At 40.5% G+C, this 20,220-nt stretch carries 16 protein-coding genes; 6 read left to right on the plus strand and 10 right to left on the minus strand.

The window, feature by feature from the left end; translation table 11 throughout:
• Window positions 1-34 precede the first annotated feature (34 nt).
• The 3 genes from BA1DRAFT_RS08440 to metG form a co-directional block, all read right to left on the minus strand.
• Window positions 35-730: a CidB/LrgB family autolysis modulator gene (locus BA1DRAFT_RS08440; RefSeq protein WP_036777916.1), complete on the minus strand. Its 696-nt coding sequence runs from the start codon at window positions 728-730 to the stop codon at window positions 35-37.
• 2 nt (window positions 731-732) lie between these two features.
• Window positions 733-1,161: a CidA/LrgA family protein gene (locus BA1DRAFT_RS08445; RefSeq protein ID WP_036777919.1), complete on the minus strand. Its 429-nt coding sequence runs from the start codon at window positions 1,159-1,161 to the stop codon at window positions 733-735.
• 144 nt (window positions 1,162-1,305) lie between these two features.
• Window positions 1,306-3,333, minus strand: coding sequence for a methionine--tRNA ligase (gene metG / locus BA1DRAFT_RS08450; RefSeq protein WP_036777921.1), 2,028 nt, complete (start codon window positions 3,331-3,333; stop codon window positions 1,306-1,308).
• 221 nt (window positions 3,334-3,554) lie between these two features.
• Here metG and apbC point away from each other — a divergent pair, with 221 nt between their 5' ends.
• From apbC to asmA, 4 genes are all read left to right on the plus strand, one after another.
• On the plus strand, window positions 3,555-4,667 hold the full coding sequence (apbC, locus tag BA1DRAFT_RS08455) for an iron-sulfur cluster carrier protein ApbC (RefSeq protein WP_036777922.1): 1,113 nt from the start codon (window positions 3,555-3,557) through the stop codon (window positions 4,665-4,667).
• Window positions 4,668-4,939: 272 nt separating this feature from the next.
• Window positions 4,940-5,581, plus strand: coding sequence for a uridine kinase (udk, locus tag BA1DRAFT_RS08460; RefSeq protein ID WP_036777923.1), 642 nt, complete (start codon window positions 4,940-4,942; stop codon window positions 5,579-5,581).
• 58 nt (window positions 5,582-5,639) lie between these two features.
• Complete coding sequence (gene dcd / locus BA1DRAFT_RS08465; protein WP_036777925.1) at window positions 5,640-6,221, plus strand: dCTP deaminase; 582 nt, start codon at window positions 5,640-5,642, stop codon at window positions 6,219-6,221.
• 57 nt (window positions 6,222-6,278) lie between these two features.
• Complete coding sequence (gene asmA / locus BA1DRAFT_RS08470) at window positions 6,279-8,111, plus strand: outer membrane assembly protein AsmA (RefSeq protein WP_036777927.1); 1,833 nt, start codon at window positions 6,279-6,281, stop codon at window positions 8,109-8,111.
• Between the two features lie 134 nt (window positions 8,112-8,245).
• Here the strand turns inward: asmA and BA1DRAFT_RS08475 are convergent, their stop codons facing one another.
• Both BA1DRAFT_RS08475 and BA1DRAFT_RS08480 read right to left on the minus strand, forming a co-directional pair.
• Entirely contained in the window at window positions 8,246-8,683 is a 438-nt protein-coding gene (locus BA1DRAFT_RS08475; RefSeq protein WP_036777928.1) for a GNAT family N-acetyltransferase, read from the minus strand.
• 401 nt (window positions 8,684-9,084) lie between these two features.
• Window positions 9,085-10,656, minus strand: a complete 1,572-nt coding sequence (locus BA1DRAFT_RS08480; protein WP_036777931.1) for a TerC family protein — start codon at window positions 10,654-10,656, stop codon at window positions 9,085-9,087.
• 245 nt (window positions 10,657-10,901) lie between these two features.
• On the opposite strand from BA1DRAFT_RS08480, the gene gndA reads away from it, so the two are divergent.
• Window positions 10,902-12,308: an NADP-dependent phosphogluconate dehydrogenase gene (gndA, locus tag BA1DRAFT_RS08485; protein ID WP_036777932.1), complete on the plus strand. Its 1,407-nt coding sequence runs from the start codon at window positions 10,902-10,904 to the stop codon at window positions 12,306-12,308.
• Window positions 12,309-12,489: 181 nt separating this feature from the next.
• Here gndA and BA1DRAFT_RS08490 read toward each other — a convergent pair whose 3' ends face one another.
• From BA1DRAFT_RS08490 to BA1DRAFT_RS08500, 3 genes are all read right to left on the minus strand, one after another.
• Entirely contained in the window at window positions 12,490-13,119 is a 630-nt protein-coding gene (locus tag BA1DRAFT_RS08490; RefSeq protein ID WP_036777936.1) for a beta/gamma crystallin domain-containing protein, read from the minus strand.
• Between the two features lie 962 nt (window positions 13,120-14,081).
• A complete protein-coding gene (locus BA1DRAFT_RS08495; RefSeq protein WP_036777938.1) occupies window positions 14,082-14,702 on the minus strand; it encodes a beta/gamma crystallin domain-containing protein in 621 nt (206 codons plus the stop codon).
• Between the two features lie 493 nt (window positions 14,703-15,195).
• A complete protein-coding gene (locus BA1DRAFT_RS08500) occupies window positions 15,196-15,687 on the minus strand; it encodes a YbaK/prolyl-tRNA synthetase associated domain-containing protein (protein WP_036777940.1) in 492 nt (163 codons plus the stop codon).
• Between the two features lie 297 nt (window positions 15,688-15,984).
• On the opposite strand from BA1DRAFT_RS08500, the gene yiaY reads away from it, so the two are divergent.
• Window positions 15,985-17,136 carry an L-threonine dehydrogenase gene (gene yiaY / locus BA1DRAFT_RS08505; protein ID WP_036777941.1) on the plus strand — a complete coding sequence of 384 codons (1,152 nt, stop codon included), beginning with the start codon at window positions 15,985-15,987 and terminating at the stop codon, window positions 17,134-17,136.
• Window positions 17,137-17,362: 226 nt separating this feature from the next.
• Here the strand turns inward: yiaY and BA1DRAFT_RS08510 are convergent, their stop codons facing one another.
• Window positions 17,363-19,000, minus strand: coding sequence for a bifunctional metallophosphatase/5'-nucleotidase (locus tag BA1DRAFT_RS08510; protein ID WP_036777943.1), 1,638 nt, complete (start codon window positions 18,998-19,000; stop codon window positions 17,363-17,365).
• A 990-nt stretch (window positions 19,001-19,990) separates the two neighbouring features.
• Window positions 19,991-20,220, minus strand: a 230-nt coding sequence (locus BA1DRAFT_RS24010; protein ID WP_072164784.1) for a hypothetical protein, incomplete at its 5' end; no start/stop codon positions are given.

Below are 20,220 nucleotides of genomic sequence, written 5' to 3' on the forward strand. Positions count from 1 at the left end.
CAAGCGATTAATATCAAATTTCCTAACAGCTAAACTAGCTAAATAGGTATAACAACACTGGGAATATAAAGGGAGCTGTTAGTGAAGTAATGATACCGCAGGTCATCAATGCCAATGAGCTGTACGCGCCTTCAACGAAATTAACTTCTGTACAGCGGGCAGTACCCAAAGCATGTGATGCTGTTCCCATTGCTAAGCCGCGGGATGCTTTGGTTTTTACCTGTAACAGATCGAACAGGTTATGACCAAATATTGCACCGAAAACGCCGACGAAAATAACACAAGCAGCGCTGATTGCCGGAATACCGCCAATGGCATCAGCTACTGCCATTGCTATTGGTGTTGTGACGGATTTAGGTAATATCGAAGCGGCCATTTCAGGAGTTGCGCCCATCCACAAGGCAATAGCAGTGCCTGTCACCATAGCGACAATAGTGCCGATAAAACAGATGCTAATAATGGACTTCCATTGGGCACGGATCTGATGTAGCTGCTCATATAAAGGAAATGCCAGTGCAACCACGGCGGGCTGGAGTAGATCATTTAAAATTCGGCTGCCGGCAAAATAGTGTTCATAGGACGTGTGGGTTATTAGCAATATCGGAATAATGATGGCGATAGAAACCAATAAGGGGTTCAGAATAGGAATTTTGAATCGTAGCGACAGTTTTCTTGCGGTGTAGAATACAACTAATGTTAATGGCAGCGACCACCAAATGTGACTTAACATTTTTATTTCTCTTGTTTCTGTTGTTCACTTTTAATTTCTGACTCGGAACCCATAATTGGCCGTTCACGATGAACATAATGGGAACTGTAAGCAACGATAATCATAACAATTGCGGTACTGATCAGGCATGAAAAAACAATTGGAACTATTTGTTGGCTGAGTTGGTCGTAATAATTCATCACGCCCACGCCAATAGGCAGAAACAGTAAGGTCATATTTTTTAGTAACAGACTACAACTTGGTTTTGCCCAATGAACAGGAATGAGTTGGAAAGATAATAAAACGAACAGTATCAACATGCCGATAATACTGCCGGGAATAATGATAGGTAATAGGGAAGAAATGGCGTTACCTGCCAGCAAACACAAATAAATTAGAATAAATGCTCGCAGGTACTGCCAACCAATAATCAGTACTTCACGAAACGACATAACACAATTCCTAATTCTGGTGAGGTATTCATCATACAATTAACCTTGGGAATGTGTCAAAGCTCACATTAGCTCACATTAAAATAAAAGCGGGGACCATTACTGATCCCCGTGGGTAAAAATATTAATGAAATAAATTGACTATTATTTCACTTGCATACCGGGTTGGGCGCCGCTGTCAGGGCTGAGTAAGAAGATATCTTTTCCACCAGGTCCGGCCGCCATAACCATCCCTTCCGAAATACCAAAGCGCATTTTGCGTGGCGCCAGATTGGCTACCATAATGGTTAAACGGCCTTCCAGCGCTTTTGGGTCAGGATAACTGGAGCGGATACCAGAGAATACCTGGCGGGTTTCGCCACCTAGATCCAGCATCAGTTTCAACAACTTATCCGAGCCTTCGACAAAATCAGCTTGTTTAATAAGGGCGACGCGCATATCAACTTTGGCAAAATCATCGAAGGTGATCGTGTCCTGAATCGGATCTTCCGCCAGTGGACCGCTGACTTTTTGTGGTGTGTTGATGCTCTCTTTAGATGCCGCGACCATAGCGTCCACTTTATCCATATCAATGCGATTGAACAGGGCCTTAAAGGCAGAAACTTGGTGATCCAGTAGCGGTTCTTCAATACCATGCCAGGTAAGTTCTGTATTTAAGAAAGCTTCTGCGCGTTCTGCCAGATTTGGCAAAACGGGTTTCAGGAACGTCATCAAAACGCGGAACAGGTTGATGCCCATTGAACAGATAGCTTGAAGCTCGGCATCACGGCCTTCTTCTTTTGCCACCACCCACGGCGCTTGCTCATCTACATAACGGTTTGCCAAATCAGCCAGTGCCATGATTCCGCGGATTGCTTTGCTGAATTCGCGGTTATTAAACTCTTCTGCAATCACCTTTGCCCCATCAATAAACTGTTGGTAAAGCGCCGGATCAGCCAGTTTATCCGCCAGCTTGCCGTTAAAGCGTTTATTAATGAAGCCTGCATTACGGGAGGCCAGGTTAACAACTTTATTAACGATATCGCTGTTAACACGTTGAACAAAATCTTCCAGATTCAGATCGATATCATCAATGCGAGCAGAGAGTTTGGCTGCATAGTAATAACGCAAACAGTCTGCATCCAGATGATCCAAGTAAGTGCTGGCTTTAATAAAAGTACCACGGGATTTGGACATCTTCGCACCGTTGACGGTGACATAGCCGTGAACGAACACGTTGGTTGGCTTACGGTAACCGCTGCCTTCCAACATGGCCGGCCAGAACAGGCTATGGAAATAAACAATGTCTTTACCGATAAAGTGATATAGATCGGTAGTGGAATCTTTTGCCCAGAACTCATCAAAGCTTAGATTGCCGCGTTTGTCACACAGGTTTTGGAAAGAACCCATATACCCAATAGGGGCATCCAGCCAAACATAGAAATATTTGCCCGGCGCATCAGGAATTTCAAAACCGAAATAGGGGGCGTCACGGGTGATATCCCACTGTTGTAAACCGGATTCAAACCATTCCTGCATTTTGTTGGCAACTTGTTCCTGTAATGCGCCGGAACGGGTCCAGGCTTGCAGCATGTCACTGAATGCGGGCAGATCGAAGAAGAAGTGTTCTGTTTCACGCATTTCTGGCGTCGCGCCGGAGACGGCAGAACGGGGGCTGATTAGTTCAGTCGGACTGTAAGTCGAACCGCAAACTTCACAATTATCGCCATACTGATCTTCTGCCTTACATTTCGGGCAGCTACCTTTGACAAAGCGATCCGGCAGAAACATATTCTTCTCAGGATCGTATAACTGAGAAATAGTACGATTCTTAATATGGCCGTTTTTTTTCAGTTCGAGATAGATTTTCGTTGAGAACGCTTGGTTCTCTTCACTATGCGTAGAGTGATAGTTATCGTAGCTCACCGAAAAGCCAGTAAAATCCTGATGATGCTCTTGGTTCACCGTGGCGATCATCTCTTCAGGAGCAGTACCCATTTGCTGAGCTTTCAGCATGATTGGCGTTCCATGAGCGTCATCGGCACAGATAAAGTGAACCTCTTTGCCGCGCATTCGCTGAAAACGGACCCAAATATCTGCTTGGATATGTTCCAGCATGTGACCGAGATGGATTGGACCGTTAGCATATGGCAACGCGCACGTCACCAATAATTTTTTTGCGACTTGAGACATAGTAAGGATCTGACTTCCAATAAGTGAAAAAGGAAGTTTGATGTTAACCGATTAAAAAAATTGTCGCTAGGGTAAGGCTCAATCTTAGTGCGTTTTGTTGGATAAAAATCGAATCAGTGAACGGGAAGCGGGTTTTTGTCGCCAATCTTATCTGAACGCATTGGGTTCTGTTATGATGGAGAGATGGTTTTTAGCTAATGATAATCATTAAAGGAGCCGGGATGAACTCACAATCCCCCGAGCAGACCAATCCTGACCTGCTGAAATCTCAGGTAACAAAAATACTTGCTACTTTTACACACCTGACACTAGAACGTGATTTGATAACACTGAAAGCTTTACATCACTGTACGATGCTTGATGGTGTTTTGCACATTGAATTACTGATGCCGTTTGTCTGGCAACGCGGCTTTAAAGCATTAAAAACAGCGACAACGGAAAAATTACAGGCGGTAACTGGCGCAAAATCGGTGGCATGGAAATTGATCCATGATATCAGCACATTACGTCGTGCTAATGATCTGCCGGGAATTAATGGCGTCCGTAATATTTTGGCTGTCAGCTCAGGTAAAGGCGGGGTGGGTAAATCCAGCACCGCCGTAAACTTGGCGCTGGCATTGGCTCAGGAGGGGGCAAAGGTCGGTATTCTGGATGCAGATATCTACGGCCCTTCTGTTCCGAGTATGTTGGGAACTTCCAAAGAGCGCCCGACTTCTCCGGATGGGCAGCATATGGCGCCGATCATGACGCATGGCCTTGCTACTAACTCTATTGGTTATTTAGTAACAGACGATAATGCAATGGTATGGCGTGGCCCAATGGCTAGTAAAGCATTGATGCAGATGTTACAGGATACATTATGGCCGGATCTTGATTATCTGGTTATCGATATGCCGCCAGGGACCGGTGATATTCAGCTCACTTTGTCGCAAAACATTCCAGTAACGGGGGCGCTGGTGGTAACAACGCCTCAGGATATTGCCTTAATTGACGCAATGAAAGGTATCGTCATGTTCCAGAAAGTGAAGGTGCCTGTATTGGGGATTGTCGAAAACATGAGTGTGCATATTTGCAACAACTGTGGTCATTCGGAGCCTATCTTTGGTACGGGTGGGGCAGAAAAATTGGCGGTTAAATATCACTGTAAATTATTGGGACAAATCCCTCTGCATATTTCACTGCGTGAAGATCTGGATCGTGGTCAGCCAACGGTTATCAGTGATCCTGATAGTGAATTCACGGATATTTATCGCGAAATTGCCGCGAATATTTCAGCGCAGATGTATTGGCAAGGTGAGAAGATACCAACAGAAATCTCATTCCGTGCCGTTTAATGCGGGTATTTGATTGATGATAGCGGGCGATGGATGTTTTCATTGCCCGCTTTTTGCATGGGGAGATTTTGTATGGGGAATAAGTATGCTTGTCCGATTTCCCTCGTTACGATTTCCCTTGTTACATCGTTTTTATGCGAAACGCTTCGAAAAAAATGAGACTTATCTTGTTTACACTGGAACAGATACCATTAACTCCCTATAATCTCGCCAAACTTAGCACTCATAAGTGCTTTGTTCCCATTTTTTTCTAGAATCAGGTTATCTCTATTATGGCTGACGAAGCATATCAGTGCACAATTGTAGGAATTTCTGGTGCATCTGCCTCAGGTAAAAGTCTCATCGCTAATACACTTTATCGTGAATTACGTGCTCAGGTTGGTGATCACAATATCGGCATTATACCAGAGGATTGCTATTATAAAGATCAGAGCAATCTATCAATGGAAGAGCGTTATAAGACTAATTATGACCATCCAAGCTCAATGGATCACAATCTGCTCTTTTCTCACCTGCAAGCGCTGAAAATGGGTGAATCAATTGAATTACCACAATACGATTATGTTGCCCATACTCGTAAACCAGAAGCGATTCATTTTGCGCCGAAAAGGGTTATTATCCTAGAGGGTATTCTGTTATTGACTGATAAACGCTTGCGTCAGGAGATGGACTTCTCTATTTTTGTTGATACGCCACTGGATATTTGCCTTATGCGTCGTATTAAGCGGGATGTGCATGAACGGGGACGTTCTCTGGATTCGGTGATTGAGCAATATCATAAAACTGTGCGTCCAATGTTCTTGCAATTTATTGAACCATCAAAGCAATATGCAGATATTATTGTGCCGCGCGGGGGTAAAAACCGGGTCGCGATTGATATATTGAAAGCCAAAATTGGTCAGTTCTGCGAATAATAAAACTTTGCTTGTCAGGCATTGAATTGATAAGCATCATCGTATTTGAGAGGAAATAATGCGACTCTGTGACCGCGACATAATTAAATGGCTTGATGAAGGTAAATTAGTCATTGCTCCACGTCCGCCGATTGAACGTATTAACGGGGCAACTGCTGATGTGCGCCTTGGGAATCAGTTTCGTGTTTTCTGTGGTCATACTGCGGCATATATTGATTTGAGTGGTCCGAAAGATGAGGTCAGCGCTGCGCTTGATCGCGTGATGAGTGATGAAATTATCCTGTCTGACGATGAGGTTTTTTTCCTCCACCCTGGAGAGTTGGCGCTAGCTGTTACGCTGGAATCCGTCACATTGCCGGACGATTTGGTGGGCTGGCTTGATGGCCGTTCTTCTCTTGCTCGTCTTGGGTTGATGGTGCACGTGACGGCACATCGGATTGATCCGGGTTGGCATGGTCAGATTGTTCTCGAATTCTATAACTCCGGTAAATTGCCTCTGGCGTTACGTCCGGGCATGGTCATCGGTGCTTTGAGTTTTGAACCATTGTCTGGTTCCGCAGACCGTCCGTATAACCGTCGTCAAGATGCGAAGTATAAAAACCAACAGGGTGCAGTGGGTAGCCGTATTGATGAAGATTAATATTTTTATCGGCTATTGAGTTGCATTGACTGTTTTGACAAAAAAGCGGAGGAAGTCATGAAGAGATTACTGACGACACTGATTATTTTGCTGGTCGTGATTATTACCGGTCTGGCAGCATTAGTCATGTTGGTGAACCCGAATGACTTTCGTGCTTATATGGTCAAACAGGTGCAAAAGAAGAGTGGCTACCAACTCGTCCTGCAAGATGGTATGCGCTGGCATGTCTGGCCAAAACTGAGCATTATTACCGGGCGTATGTCATTAACGGCCCCAGGAGCGGCTCAGCCAACAGTGACGGCAGAAAATATGCGTCTTGATGTGGAGTTGTGGCCGCTTCTTTCTCATCAACTTGCTGTGAAAGAGGTGATGCTGAAAGGGGCGATATTGAGAGTAACCCCAGAGAGTCAATCTCAGAAAAAAGAGAATATCCCTATTGCACCAAAAGGGAGTGCGGCCAATTCTGTTGCGAAGGGGGAGGGTTGGAAGCTTGATATTGCCAGAATTAAAGTCGTGGATAGTTTGCTTATTTGGCAGCGTGATGAGCATGAGCAGTTAAATGTCCGCGATATTAATCTGCTGATGGCGCGGGATAACCAAAACCATATCGGCGTGGAGTTAAGTAGCAAAGTTAGTAAGAATCAGCAAGAACTGGCTTTTAATCTTAATGCTGATGTTGATATTACTGATTATCCATACCGTGTTGCTGGTAATATTGACTCTTTTGATTATCAACTTCAGGGCGCGGGTATACCTACGGGGGGAATTAGTGGTTCAGGAAAAGTACATGCTGTTTATCAAAAAGAGACGGCAGATGAACCGCAAATCGTTTCTTTACAGATGTTGAGTTTCACCGCTAATGAGAGTGAACTGCATGGCAGTATAAAAGCCATGTTGGGGACTCACGCGGATTATCAGATAGACTTATCTTCCCAAAAACTGAATTTAGATAATCTGATGGGATGGGATTTGCTTCCTAAAGAAGGTGCGGAAGTTAAACGTTATTACCGGGTAGAGAATAGTTCGGCTAAACCGGTGATCGCTGTTTCAAGCTCTGCCCAGACTGATTATAGCGCCACGTTCCTAAATGATTTTAATGCTAATGTGATTATTAATGCGGATAAGTTTGTTTATCGAGGAATGGAGATCGATAACCTGATATTGGAAGCGACAAATAATAGTGGTGTCGCTGAAATTTCTACTCTGAATGGCAAATTATTTGGTGGTGATTTCTCTATTCCGGTTTTTTTAGATGCAACGGGTAATCAACTTAAGTTACACGCAAAACCTTTGCTGCGGAATATAGAACTGGAACCGGTACTCAAAGCATTTTCTTTACCACAGGCATTTAGTGGTAAATTCAATCTGAATGGCGATCTTTCTGGTAAAGGATATGATGGTTATGCGATTTCGCATATTTGGCAGGGTGATCTTAATTTCAGTTTAGTTAATGCCAAAATGTATGGATTAAATATCCCACAATTAGTCCAGCAATCTGTTGCTCGTGCAACGGATAAAGTGAATATTACTGATAATATGGATAACTTTACCCGTGCCAAAAAGCTTGATGTTAAAGCGGTACTGAATCGAGGTGATATAAAAATCAGTCGACTTCATGCGGTATCTGATCTGCTAAATATTGATGGACAGGGTAAGGCTAATCTACTTAAACAAAATGTTGATGTCGCTTTAAAAGTACAGGTAACACAAGGATGGGGCAAAGATAATGAATTGGTTAGCCGTCTGCGAAAAATGAAAGTACCACTGCGAGTTTATGGTCATTGGGATAATCTGCAATACAATTTGGATATTGAACAACTGCTACGTAATGAGTTGGAGGACAAGGTAAAGCAGGCTATTAACGATTGGGTTGAACGTAGCAGTCATTAGCTGTATTAGCTCATGCCTGATTTGACCGTTCAATTCTGGTTAATTGACTATTATGCTTAACCAGATACTTAAATAAATTCTTATCGTTGCCTGAGCGGTCAATTTCGGTACAAAAGTGAATTTCTACTTGTGAGTTAAATTTTAATAATTGCTAACATCTCTCCATTTTTTTCATCCATGCCGACTTCAACAAAGCCAAAGCTGGCGTAAAAGTTGCTCGCTACAGTATTGCTTGGCTTATAACAGATTTCTATTTCTTTTAATCCATTTGTTTGCCTAATTTCATTAAGGGCTAGCAGCATTGCCTGGCGTCCAATGCCTTTGTTTTGATGTTGTTGATCCACCATAAATCGCCAAATTGATGTCTTTTGATCGGTTTCAGGCACCCACATAAAAAATCCGACAGGTTTGCCATCTAAGCAAATTGCACGTGTTTGGTATGAGGGATTGAATTTTGATTCAACCAGTGACCACACGTTATCTGCGACATATTCACATTGGTCATCGGTTACTGTTAGATCACAGACATCTTCATAATTGTTTTTATCCACATCAGCGAGGGTTATATTCATGTATACCCGTCATCTTTCAAGTTGCCTCTTTGTTGGCTGCACTCGCTCACCCCAGTCACATAGTTATCTATGCTCCCGGGGATTCACTCCCTTGCCGCCGCGATGCATCTTGAAATCCATAGGGTATAATATCCTTTTGAGTTAATGAATAATATTATTAATTGGCAAGTGTATATGAAGTTTGTTGAATTGAGAAGCTATGGATTTTTTGTTCTGAATACAAAATTATTTAATTTAGTTAGATAAATCATTAACAGTATTCGTATATAGTTCCTCATATGATATTGATAGATAGCAAAGGCTAAAAAAATCCCGGTACAGTTTAAACTGACCGGGTTTTATTTTGTTTCCGAGGAAAAACTCAGTGATGGCAAATATGATTAGTGATCAATAACACTGAGTTATTCTTTATTTTCTTCCTCTGACGCCAGAGGGGTGATTTTTACCTTATTAATTCGGTGACTGGTCACTTCCAACGGTTCAAACAGATAATTATCAATCTGTAATTGCTCGCCTTGTTGTGGAATATGTTGTGAATGTTCCATCAATAAACCTGCCAAGGTTTGATATTCACGTTTTTCATCCAGTTGCAAAGGAACATAAAGGATCAAATCATCCAGCGGCATATAACCGTTGGCGATCCAACCACCATTTTCAGTCGCCTGAATATCATGGCGGGCATCAGTTTCTTCGCCATCTACCGGCAAATTACCCGCGATAGTTTCCATTACGTCGGTCAAAGTCACCACGCCTTCCACAGAACCAAATTCATCGACAACAAACGCGAAGTGAGTTTGTGCCTGGCGGAACTGCTCCAATGCTTGGAGTAGTGAAAGCTGTTCAGGGAAAATCAGCGGTTGTTTTATCAGCGAGTGTAAATCAAAAGGCTGTTGGTTGAGCTGTTGATTCAATAAATCAATAACATGGACAACACCTAATGGTTCGTCACTGATATTTTCATCTGTTACCACAATGCGTGTATGAGGACTTTTACTCAGTATTTGCGTCAGATTTTCAGTTGGTGCATGAATATCAAGGTACTCCACGTCGTGACGGGAAGTCATGATACTGTTGACGTTACGCTGCGCCATACCCAGAACTCTGGCAATCATTTGACGTTCTTGTGGATCAAACACTTCCTGATTATCAGAAATTAGATTAGATGTATGATTGTCCAATTCTGCGTTTTCATGCTTACCACTCAGGATACGTAAAACAGCTTCCGCTGTTCTTTCACGTAGCGAGCGGGAAGCAGTAAGAAATCTGCGGCGGTTAAACTGGGCAAATTGGTTTAAGGATTCAATCATAATGGAGAAGCCGATAGCGGCGTACAAGTAGCCTTTTGGTATGTGATAACCAAAACCTTCGGCTACCAGACTGAAACCGATCATCAATAAGAAGCTCAGACAGAGAATAACGATAGTCGGGTGAGCATTGACGAAAGTGGTCAGCGGCTTACTTGCCAGTATCATCAGGAACATCGCAATGGTGACTGCCGCGATCATGATACCGATGTTGTCTACCATACCAACAGCAGTAACCACTGAATCTAGTGAGAATACAGCATCAAGGACAATTATCTGAACGACAACCGTCCAAAATTTAGATGTTTTGCGCTGTTGTCCTGAGTGGGCATCTTTACCTTCCAGCCGTTCATTGAGCTCCATCGTCGCTTTGAACAGTAAGAAAAGACCGCCTATCAGCATAATCAGATCGCGGGCGCTAAATGGATGTTCCCAAAGCGTAATTAATGGATGAGTTAGCGTTATCAGCCAGGAAAGACTAAAAAGCAGTACGACACGCATCAGTAATGCGCAACTCAGACCTGTAATTCTTGCTTTGTCTCTTAGTTTTTCAGGAAGTTTATCTGCCAGAATGGCAATAAAGACCAAGTTGTCGATTCCAAGGACAATTTCTAGAACGATAAGAGTAACCAGTCCAGCCCATATCGTCGGATCAGCGATCCATTCCATACAGTTTGTTTTACCTTTTAATATGACGGCTCATGCCGAATAATGAATAATGGGCATTGACTCATCAAATTTCAATAGTTGATTTTTCATCTTGGGAAGTTTTTTCCAAAAAATGAGGTGTAGCGGCATCGATGGCACCAATAACTATCCATTAGGACGCATCCTGAGTTAACATGTGATCACATTAACAAATTGCACACTAATTATTATTGGTGTGCAGAATTATCATCAGACAGGAGTTATTCATGTCCAAGCAGCAGATTGGTGTTGTCGGTATGGCGGTGATGGGGCGTAACCTGGCGCTAAATATTGAGAGCCGTGGTTATTCCGTATCTATATTTAACCGTTCAAGTGATAAAACTGACGAAGTGATCGCCGAAAATCCGGGGAAGAAATTAGTTCCAAGCTACACTATCGAAGAATTTGTCGATTCACTGGAAAAACCGCGCCGTATTCTGCTCATGGTTAAGGCTGGTGAAGCTACCGATAAAACTATTGCTTCACTGACTCCACATCTGGATAAAGGTGATATTTTGATTGATGGGGGTAATACCTATTTTCAGGATACTATCCGTCGTAATCGAGAGCTTTCTGCTCAGGGTTTTAATTTTATCGGTACCGGAGTTTCCGGTGGTGAAGAAGGGGCATTGAAAGGTCCATCTATCATGCCTGGCGGTCAAAAAGAGGCGTATGAATTGGTGGCGCCAATTTTGCGAGAGATCGCGGCTAAAGCGGAAGGTGAACCTTGTGTGGCCTATATTGGACCGGATGGCGCCGGCCATTATGTGAAAATGGTTCACAATGGCATTGAATACGGTGATATGCAGCTTATTGCTGAAGCCTATTCTTTATTGAAGAATGCCCTAAATCTGAGTAATGAAGAACTGTCTGAGATTTTCACTGACTGGAATAACGGCGAATTGAGTAGCTATTTGATTGAAATCACTGCTGATATTTTCCGTAAGAAAGATGAAGCAGGCCAATATTTGGTTGATGTGATTTTGGATGAAGCAGCAAATAAAGGCACGGGTAAGTGGACCAGCCAGAGCTCTCTGGATTTAGGTATTCCAGTGACGTTGATCACAGAATCAGTATTTGCACGTTATATCTCTTCTCTAAAAGATCAGCGAATGGCTGCGGCTAAAATTTTGAGCGGGCCAGAAGCACAACCATTTAAAGGCGAGAAGGCCGAATTTATTGAGAAAGTCCGCCATGCGCTTTATTTGGGTAAAATTGTCTCTTATGCCCAGGGTTTTCAGCAATTGAAAGCTGCATCTGATGAGTACCAGTGGAATCTTAATTACGGTGAAATTGCCGGGATTTTCCGGGCGGGCTGTATTATTCGCGCTCAATTCCTGCAAAAAATTACTGACGCATATAACGAAAATGCGGATATTGCTAACCTGTTGTTGGCGCCTTACTTTAAGAAAATTGCTGATGAATATCAGCAAGCGCTGCGTGATGTCGTCTCTTATGGGGTGCAAAATGGTATCCCAACTCCCACGTTCTCCGCTGCTATTTCTTACTATGATAGTTATCGTTCTGCTGTATTGCCCGCTAATTTAATTCAGGCTCAACGTGATTATTTTGGTGCTCATACTTATAAGCGTACTGATAAAGAGGGGGTTTTCCATACTGAATGGATGGAATAAGCCCAAGTATTATCGATTGACCAGGAACGTGAAGAGGCCACATCAGATATGATGCGGTTTTAATTTCCGCGATCGTCTGGAATATGCCGTTACGGTTTTTTAACAAATGTACCGTAACGGCGTAGCCTGAATTTCAGAATATGACTTATCTGAGTGTGATGATTGTCACATTAATCCCGGATTAAACAATAGGATCAATACTGATAATGTGAAAATCAAAACGATTATTCCCTACATGAACCAGCTTCAAGTTTTTAGGGAAATTGAGACCTTCATCGACAGTTGCAATACCGACAGCATCATAAGAAAAATAGAATGACCCGTTACCAATATATTCTCCGGTGTTGACATTTCTTACATAAATTGAAGTGACTATCTCTTTCTGTACCAATAGTTCGTTAACGACAGTATAATTATCATCTGTTATTGCGTTAACGTCGATTGTTTCTTGTTCTTCTCCATTAAATATCTTAACGGTCATAGAGAATTTTATATCTGAATGAGTATCATCGATGATTCTTAGTGCAACCAGTTTTGTATCTTTCTGCATAATTCTGAATTTAGATAATCCTCTAATTTCTCTATCGATATCTGGATTATCGACTACCCACTCATAATATTTACTCTCTGGATCGTTGTAATGGCGCCACGCATGGACTTTTGATAACTTGCCGATTTTTACTGAACGGAATTTATCGTTAAGATTGGAAGGGAGCGATATAATTTTATCGAGTTCTGGGTAATCATGTGACTTACCCTGATAGTTTTTCTCTTCGAAAAATGTGACGCCGGTAATTAATTCTTTTGTCATTCTTTTACTCCTTAAAGTTAATGTAAGTAATATATATACCCGTCATCTTTCAAGTTGCCTCTTTGTTGGCTGCACTCACTCACCCCAGTCACATAGTTATCTATGCTCCCGGGGATTCGCTCCCTGGCCGTCGCGATGCATCTTGAAATCCATAGGGTATAGGTTGCCAAGAAAAAAATGTTCCCATTAATAAACTCCTATGTAATGTTTTTCTGGAAGTATACCCGATTGTATTAATGCGAAGTATATAGTATTTGCTCGTTTCTACTATTTTTACAAATTGGCTTTTTATATATGATATTTGCTACTAATAATTTATTCGTTCCTCATCTTTAGATGTGATATATCCAGTCAATAAAGGAATAATATTCGATAGGTTAATATTAAAATTAGCATAAAAATGTATAAAGTAAAGCTGTTTAAAAAGTACCTAATAATATCTTGATAATTATATTAATATAGTCCAACTAACTGTTTGAAATATGAGAGTTTGATACTTTTAGTGAGTCTTGTATCTTAGGCTTGGTATTCAATTTAATTGTGAATATTTTTCATGTTTGGTGTTTTGAGTAGATGTTATAAGATTGTTTTTTATTAATAATATTATGAAAATACCTAGAATTAAATATGCAATAATGTAATGGTTGGATGTTTCTATAATTTTTAGAATTAATCGTTAGGGAACTATTTATCTCAAAGGAAATAGATTATGATCATTGTTCTTGGGGATATTGATTTAATGTTTTTTTAGGTTAAATTATTATTTAACTTTTTAGTTATAAATTTTTATGAAAAAAGACAAATAACAGTGAATGGCTAACTGATTGTTAAAAATTTATTTTATTGGCAAAAATGAATACACCGTTGCGGTTTTTAATGATATTCCGCAACGGTGTTACTTAAATTTTCAGAACGTAGCCTGTCTGAAAACAATGGTTAATTATTGTTACATTATGACCGGATTAGTTAGAAAAATCGGTACTGATAATATGAATATCGAAACGATTACCACCTACATTAACTATTCTGAGATTTTTAGGGAAATTAGCTTTCTCATCAATAGTAACAACACCATTTGCATCACGATAGAAATAGAATGATCCGTTATTAATATATACTCCAGTACTGGTATTTCTTATTGCAATGGCAGTGACTAACTCGGTCTCAAATGGCAGTATACCAACTAGTGCATAATCATCATCAGTTGTTGTTTCAACTGGACCTACACAATGTGTATTCGTGAACATTGAGAATTTAATACCTGAATAAGTATCATCAATAAGTCTTAATGCAACCAGACAGGTATCTTTTGGTGCTACTTTGAACTTAGATAATCCTCTAATTTCTCTATCGATATCTGGATGATCGTATTCCCATTCACGATAGCGTTGACCTGGTTCACAATCGCTCTGATGACGCCATGCATAAACTTTTGATAGTGTTCCAACTCTTACTGAGCGGAATCTGTCGTTGAGATCATAAGGCAGTGGAATAATAACATCATTTTCTGGATAATGGTGCGCTTCACCCAGAAAGTATTTTCTATCGAAAAAAGTTGCACCTGTAACTAACTTATTAGTCATATTTTTCTATTCCTTAAACTTTATTTTAAAAAAACGTCATCTTTCTTTTTGAAAGCTATATGAGAATACAGTGAGTGTGGGTTCTTGTATTTAATAAAATATAATGAATAGGCATATTAAATTGTTGCCAATATAACACCAATATAATTGACATATCATTTTATGCTGATAATTGAAATAAAGATTCTGAAATTAAAAATAATTGAAGATTCCTATCAAAAGACACCTTTATTTGGGTAGGGAATTATCCCCTAGTGTAATTGATAATTTTTTGTATATGGCTCAATAGTGAATAATTAGATATTCATGGTATTTGATAATTATACCTCTCTGTTTAATGTTTATATAATGTAGAAATAAGAATGACTTTATCTCGTGATATAAATTTATGGGGCGGGATAGTTACCACTTTCAATAAATATGTTTAGAATATTATCTTAAATATCCTATTTCTATAGGCTATTTGACAAATATCATTTTTTTGCAATGGTATTTATTCTACCCGGTGAAAACTCACTAATTCAGGTTGTGCAATTCGGTGATAATCTTGAGTGTTAAGAATCACAGAGCGTTCAAGGCTGCCGGCATTAAAAGCCAGTTCATCGAAACGTTCAAACAATAAAGGGTCTGCGACTAGTTTCAGATCTGGATGGAAACTAAAAGGTGGAATAGCGCCAAACACACATTGAGTCAGTTCAAAAACTTCTTTAGGGCTTGCCAGTGAGGCGCGGTTGCCACCGATCTGTTTTGCCAGTGAAGAGAGGTCTGCTTGTTGATCCGCAGGTAGTACAGCGAGTACATATTGACGGAATCTTTCCCCTTTAACATGGCAAACTAACCCTTTTGCCCCTTGTCCAAGTTGCGTACCTCGGATTTTTGCAACTTCTTCGGAACGTCCGGCGGTTGGATGTTCCATCACCCGATAGCTGGCATGATGGTTATCGAGTAATGCAGTCAGGCGGTTAAATATTTCGTTAGAGGACAAAATAAACTCCTAAGTAATAATCTTGTGAATTGATATATTAATCTTATCGATTATTGTATTTATTATATTGCTAATTACATATATTACCAAGAGGGAAAATTATCAAATACTATTTTGATAAACATCATCTAACTCTACCGATGTATATGTTTATATTTTTTGAATTATATGGTTTAAATAGAACTATTATTTATGTTTGTTGCAAGAGTAATGATCTGTAATTCCATTAGGTGATTTTTAAATTTTAATTTTTATATATTTTCACTCTAAAACTATTTTAATATTAAGGAATTATCAATGATGACTACGACTTTTTTTATGGCCTCAGTAAATATGTTTGGTGCGGGTTGTTTGGTTGAAGCGATAAATGCGATGAAAGGTGATGGTTATAAGCGAGCATTGATTGTGACGGATCGTGTTTTAAGTAAAATTGGAGTGGCGGCAAAAGTTCAAGCTCTATTATCTGATGTTGATATTGAGAGTGAAATCTATGATGGAACCAATCCGAATCCGACGACACTTAACGTTGAGGAAGGTTTGGGTATGCTGCGTCAGCATAATAGCGATTGCGTTATTTCTTTAGGTGGTGGGTCGTCACATGATTGTGCAAAGGCGATTGTGTTGGTCGCGGCTAATGGAGGAGATATCCGGGATTATGTAGGTATTGGTCGTTCATCTAAACCGCATTTGCCATTAATCTCAGTTAATACTACTGCGGGTACTGCGTCAGAAATGTCACGTTTCTGTGTCATTACCGATACTGAAAGCCATATTAAAATGGCGATTGCTGACAAGAAAATAACACCTGTCTTGTCTGTGAACGATCCAGAATTGATAGTAGGAATGCCGAAAGGGTTAACTGCCGCAACTGGAATGGATGCAATGACTCATGCGGTTGAAGCTTATGTTTCTACTGAGGCTAACCCAATAACGGATGCTTGTGCATTGAAAGCAATCTCAATGATTAGCCACTCTTTACGCCAGGCAGTTGCAGATGGGAGCAATATAGAAGCACGTGAAAACATGGCTTATGCACAATTCTTGGCGGGTATGGCGTTTAATAGTGCATTACTGGGGTATGTTCACGCTATGTCTCACCAATTGGGTGGTACTTATAATTTACCACATGGTATATGTAATGCTGTTTTATTACCGCACGTTCAAGAATTCAATGCTAAAGCGGTTGCGGGTCGCTTGAAAGATATTGCCGCTGCGATGGGGGTAGATGTAAGCGCTATGAATGATCAGCAAGGGGCTGCGGCATGTATTGCTGAAATTCGTAAGTTATTAAAAGATATTGGTATTCCGTCGGGTTTAGCGGAATTGAATGTCAAACCAGAAGATTTACCAATGTTGGCAACTAATGCTTTGAAAGATATATGTTGTTTGACTAATCCCACTCAAGCTACCCATGAAGAAATTGTTGCAATCTTTAAAGCTGCTATGTGATTTTGGCATCCTTTTTCAGATAGGGGAGCAGTGCCTAAAAGGCGACGTGGACGTCTACGTCGCCTGACAGTCGTTTTTCGTGTGACTGTTTTTGCCCTTTTCATCTACCGGAAAAGGGCTGTAGATTGTGGTTACAGAGGGAAGCGATATATAGAATTGTATGTATTCGCTGTACCTATTTCGCAGGGCATGATTAATAAAATAACCTAACAAAATAGGCTGTTAATTATTCTTTGTTCACGTTAATGATGCGATCTTGTTTAGGATAAGCAATAGGAGATTTTTCAGCGAAATATTTCATTACTGCATCAACGTCAGGCACGCTATATACAGGATCAATACCTTCGTTAAACACAGAAAAGTTACTTCCCCCTGTTGCTAAAAATTCGTTAGCAACCACACGGTATTTTCGATTGAATTCAACAGGTTCACCATTGATTTTTATTGAGCTGGCAATAACACGATCGCCTATTGGTTTGGTGCTATCCCACTGATATTCAAAACCATTAGAAACCGCTAAAACTTGCGAACGTGAACGATCCCATTGTTGTTCCAGCAGACGTTTAATTTGTTCGCCGGTTAGTGTCTTAGTTAATAATATATTAGAGAATGGCTGAACAGCGTAGATAGCATTGTAAGTTACCTCACCGCTAGTCATGTCAGCACGAATACCGCCGCTGTTCATAAATGCAATTTGGGCGCCGCCACTCTCTTTAGATGCAGCAGTATACAAATGTGCATCTGCAATCACTTTACCCAGTGAAGATTCACCAGCGCGATTAGTTTGCCTATTCAGGTCGCTATCCAACTTACCAATGACCCGGTTTGCCAATGGAGCGGCTATTTTTTCATATGCATCCAATATTTTAGTTACTTCTGGATCTTTTTCATATTTACGGTTATCAACCCAAATATTTTTTGCTTTAAAATCCACAATATCCTTAGTGTATTTGTCTAGTTTTAGATCCAAATTGGTTATTAACGCGCCGTTAGCTTGTGCGGAAGTGACTGGCTTACCATTAACCACACAGTTGTATGCTTGATGCGTGTGACCAGTAATGACGAAATCTATTTCTTTATCCAGTTGGTTAACAATGTCTAGAACCTTACCGGTTAGATCATTACAGGTATTCACATTAATACGCCTTCCATCACGTTTCTGTTCAGCGCCTTCATGAATCAGAACGCCTATTGCTTTAACACCTTGTTTCTGTAGTTCAGGCACTAAAGCATTAATGGTTTTAACTTCGTTAGCAAAGCTCAAACCTTCGGTTCCACTTGGTGTCACGATCTTTGGGGTACCTTCCAGAGTCAGGCCAATGAAAGCTATCGGAATACCTTCAAATTTTTTAATGACATATGCAGGAAGTAGTGTCTTACCCGTTTGATTAACGGTGACGTTTGCTGCCAGATACTGGAATTTCGCCCCCGTAAATGGCTTTGGCCCCTGACAGCCAGTCACAGGATGACAGCCACCATTCTGTTTACGCAGCAGTTCATCTTTACCTTTATCAAACTCATGATTGCCAACAGCGGTTGCTTCCAAGCCTATTTTGGATAGCGTTTCAATCGTTGGCTCATCATGGAACATTGAAGAGAGTAATGGGCTTGCGCCGATCATATCACCAGCACCAACGACAATATTGTTAGGTCTCTCTTTCTTTAGTTCCTTGATTAGCGTGGACATATGTTCAATACCACCTGGTTTGTTGGGATTTGGTGCTTTCAGCGCACCATGAAAGTCATTCATAGCCAGGACACGAACATCAATAATATCTGCTTTATCATGACCAGGTTTAATGACGCATCCGGTCAATAGGGCACTGCCAATCGCCAAAAAAATTAATTTATACTTATTATTCATTTTATTTATCTCTTGATATTGAGTTCACATTTTAGCCAGTCAATCACATCTAATTCTTTGCTGTAACAAATGTAAAGCTTATCACGATTGATCTGAATGATATGGCGCTTCAACGAACGAGCGCGGATTATTTACTTGGAAATGGCAAAACGTTTATCTAAACCAACAGTGTAAGCCTGTTTTTTATAATTAAAGGTATTTGTATTTTCATCATGCAGGTAGTAATTTGTATATATACCACTTTTGATGCTATCCCAGTGCCATTTTATACTAATATCGTACAAATATGTTTTCCAAATAAGATTAGTTTTTCTTGGAGGGGAGTTTTGATATTGGAGCAAGAATTTAGTTCAATTTTTTATTCAGAGCTAAAATTAAGTAACTAAAATTTAATTTAAAAAATATACTCTATGTTATTATGATTTCCACCAATAAAAAATTTCTACGTGAAAAATAATCAAGAAATGAAATAGATTATTATAGATTGAAATAAAGCTAATTTTTTGATGCATACTATGGTTGCGATATCCGCTTTTGGTGATGGGAGAATATCGCTAGAAGAAAGATGTGCTTTACGATCTTGGTAGCACTTTAGTATCACGACGCAGGTTAAATCCTATTACACGACATGAAGAAGGATTATGAAACTTATTAGATAAGACGGCAAAGAAAGATCCCTAACACCATACGATGTTAGAGTTTATACAACTCATTCTGTCAGAATTCTGCTGCACTCGATTGCTTGAGTTATAAAGCAAATAGCTGAGCCGATTTTGGGAGGTATCCATTTCATTACCAGCCCCGAGACAAGCACTTCGAGGTCGATAAATCGAATATCATTCTGGAAGGTATAATGTCTATTAATTAGAGTGTACTACCTGGCCATCAGTTATATTGGGGTAATCAATACAACTGCCCTGGTATTGCTGCCTTTGTATAAACAGATTTACTTTTTATTAATGGAAAAAGAAAGTTTATACCCAATGGATTTCAAGATACATCGCGACGGCAAGGGAGCGAATCCCCGGGAGCATAGATAACGATGTGACTGGGGTGAATGAGTGCAGCCAACAAAGAGGCAACTTGAAAGATAACGGGTATATATGAATCACTTCCTGTTGTACTATAACCCGAATTCTGGATAAGAAATTGACATGAAGCCTGTTCCAGGAGCAATGTTTTGGTGCACGCCGAAACAGCTCCGGGGAGGAACAGGCTAT

Source organism: Photorhabdus aegyptia (assembly GCF_000612035.1).
Lineage (GTDB): Bacteria > Pseudomonadota > Gammaproteobacteria > Enterobacterales > Enterobacteriaceae > Photorhabdus > Photorhabdus akhurstii.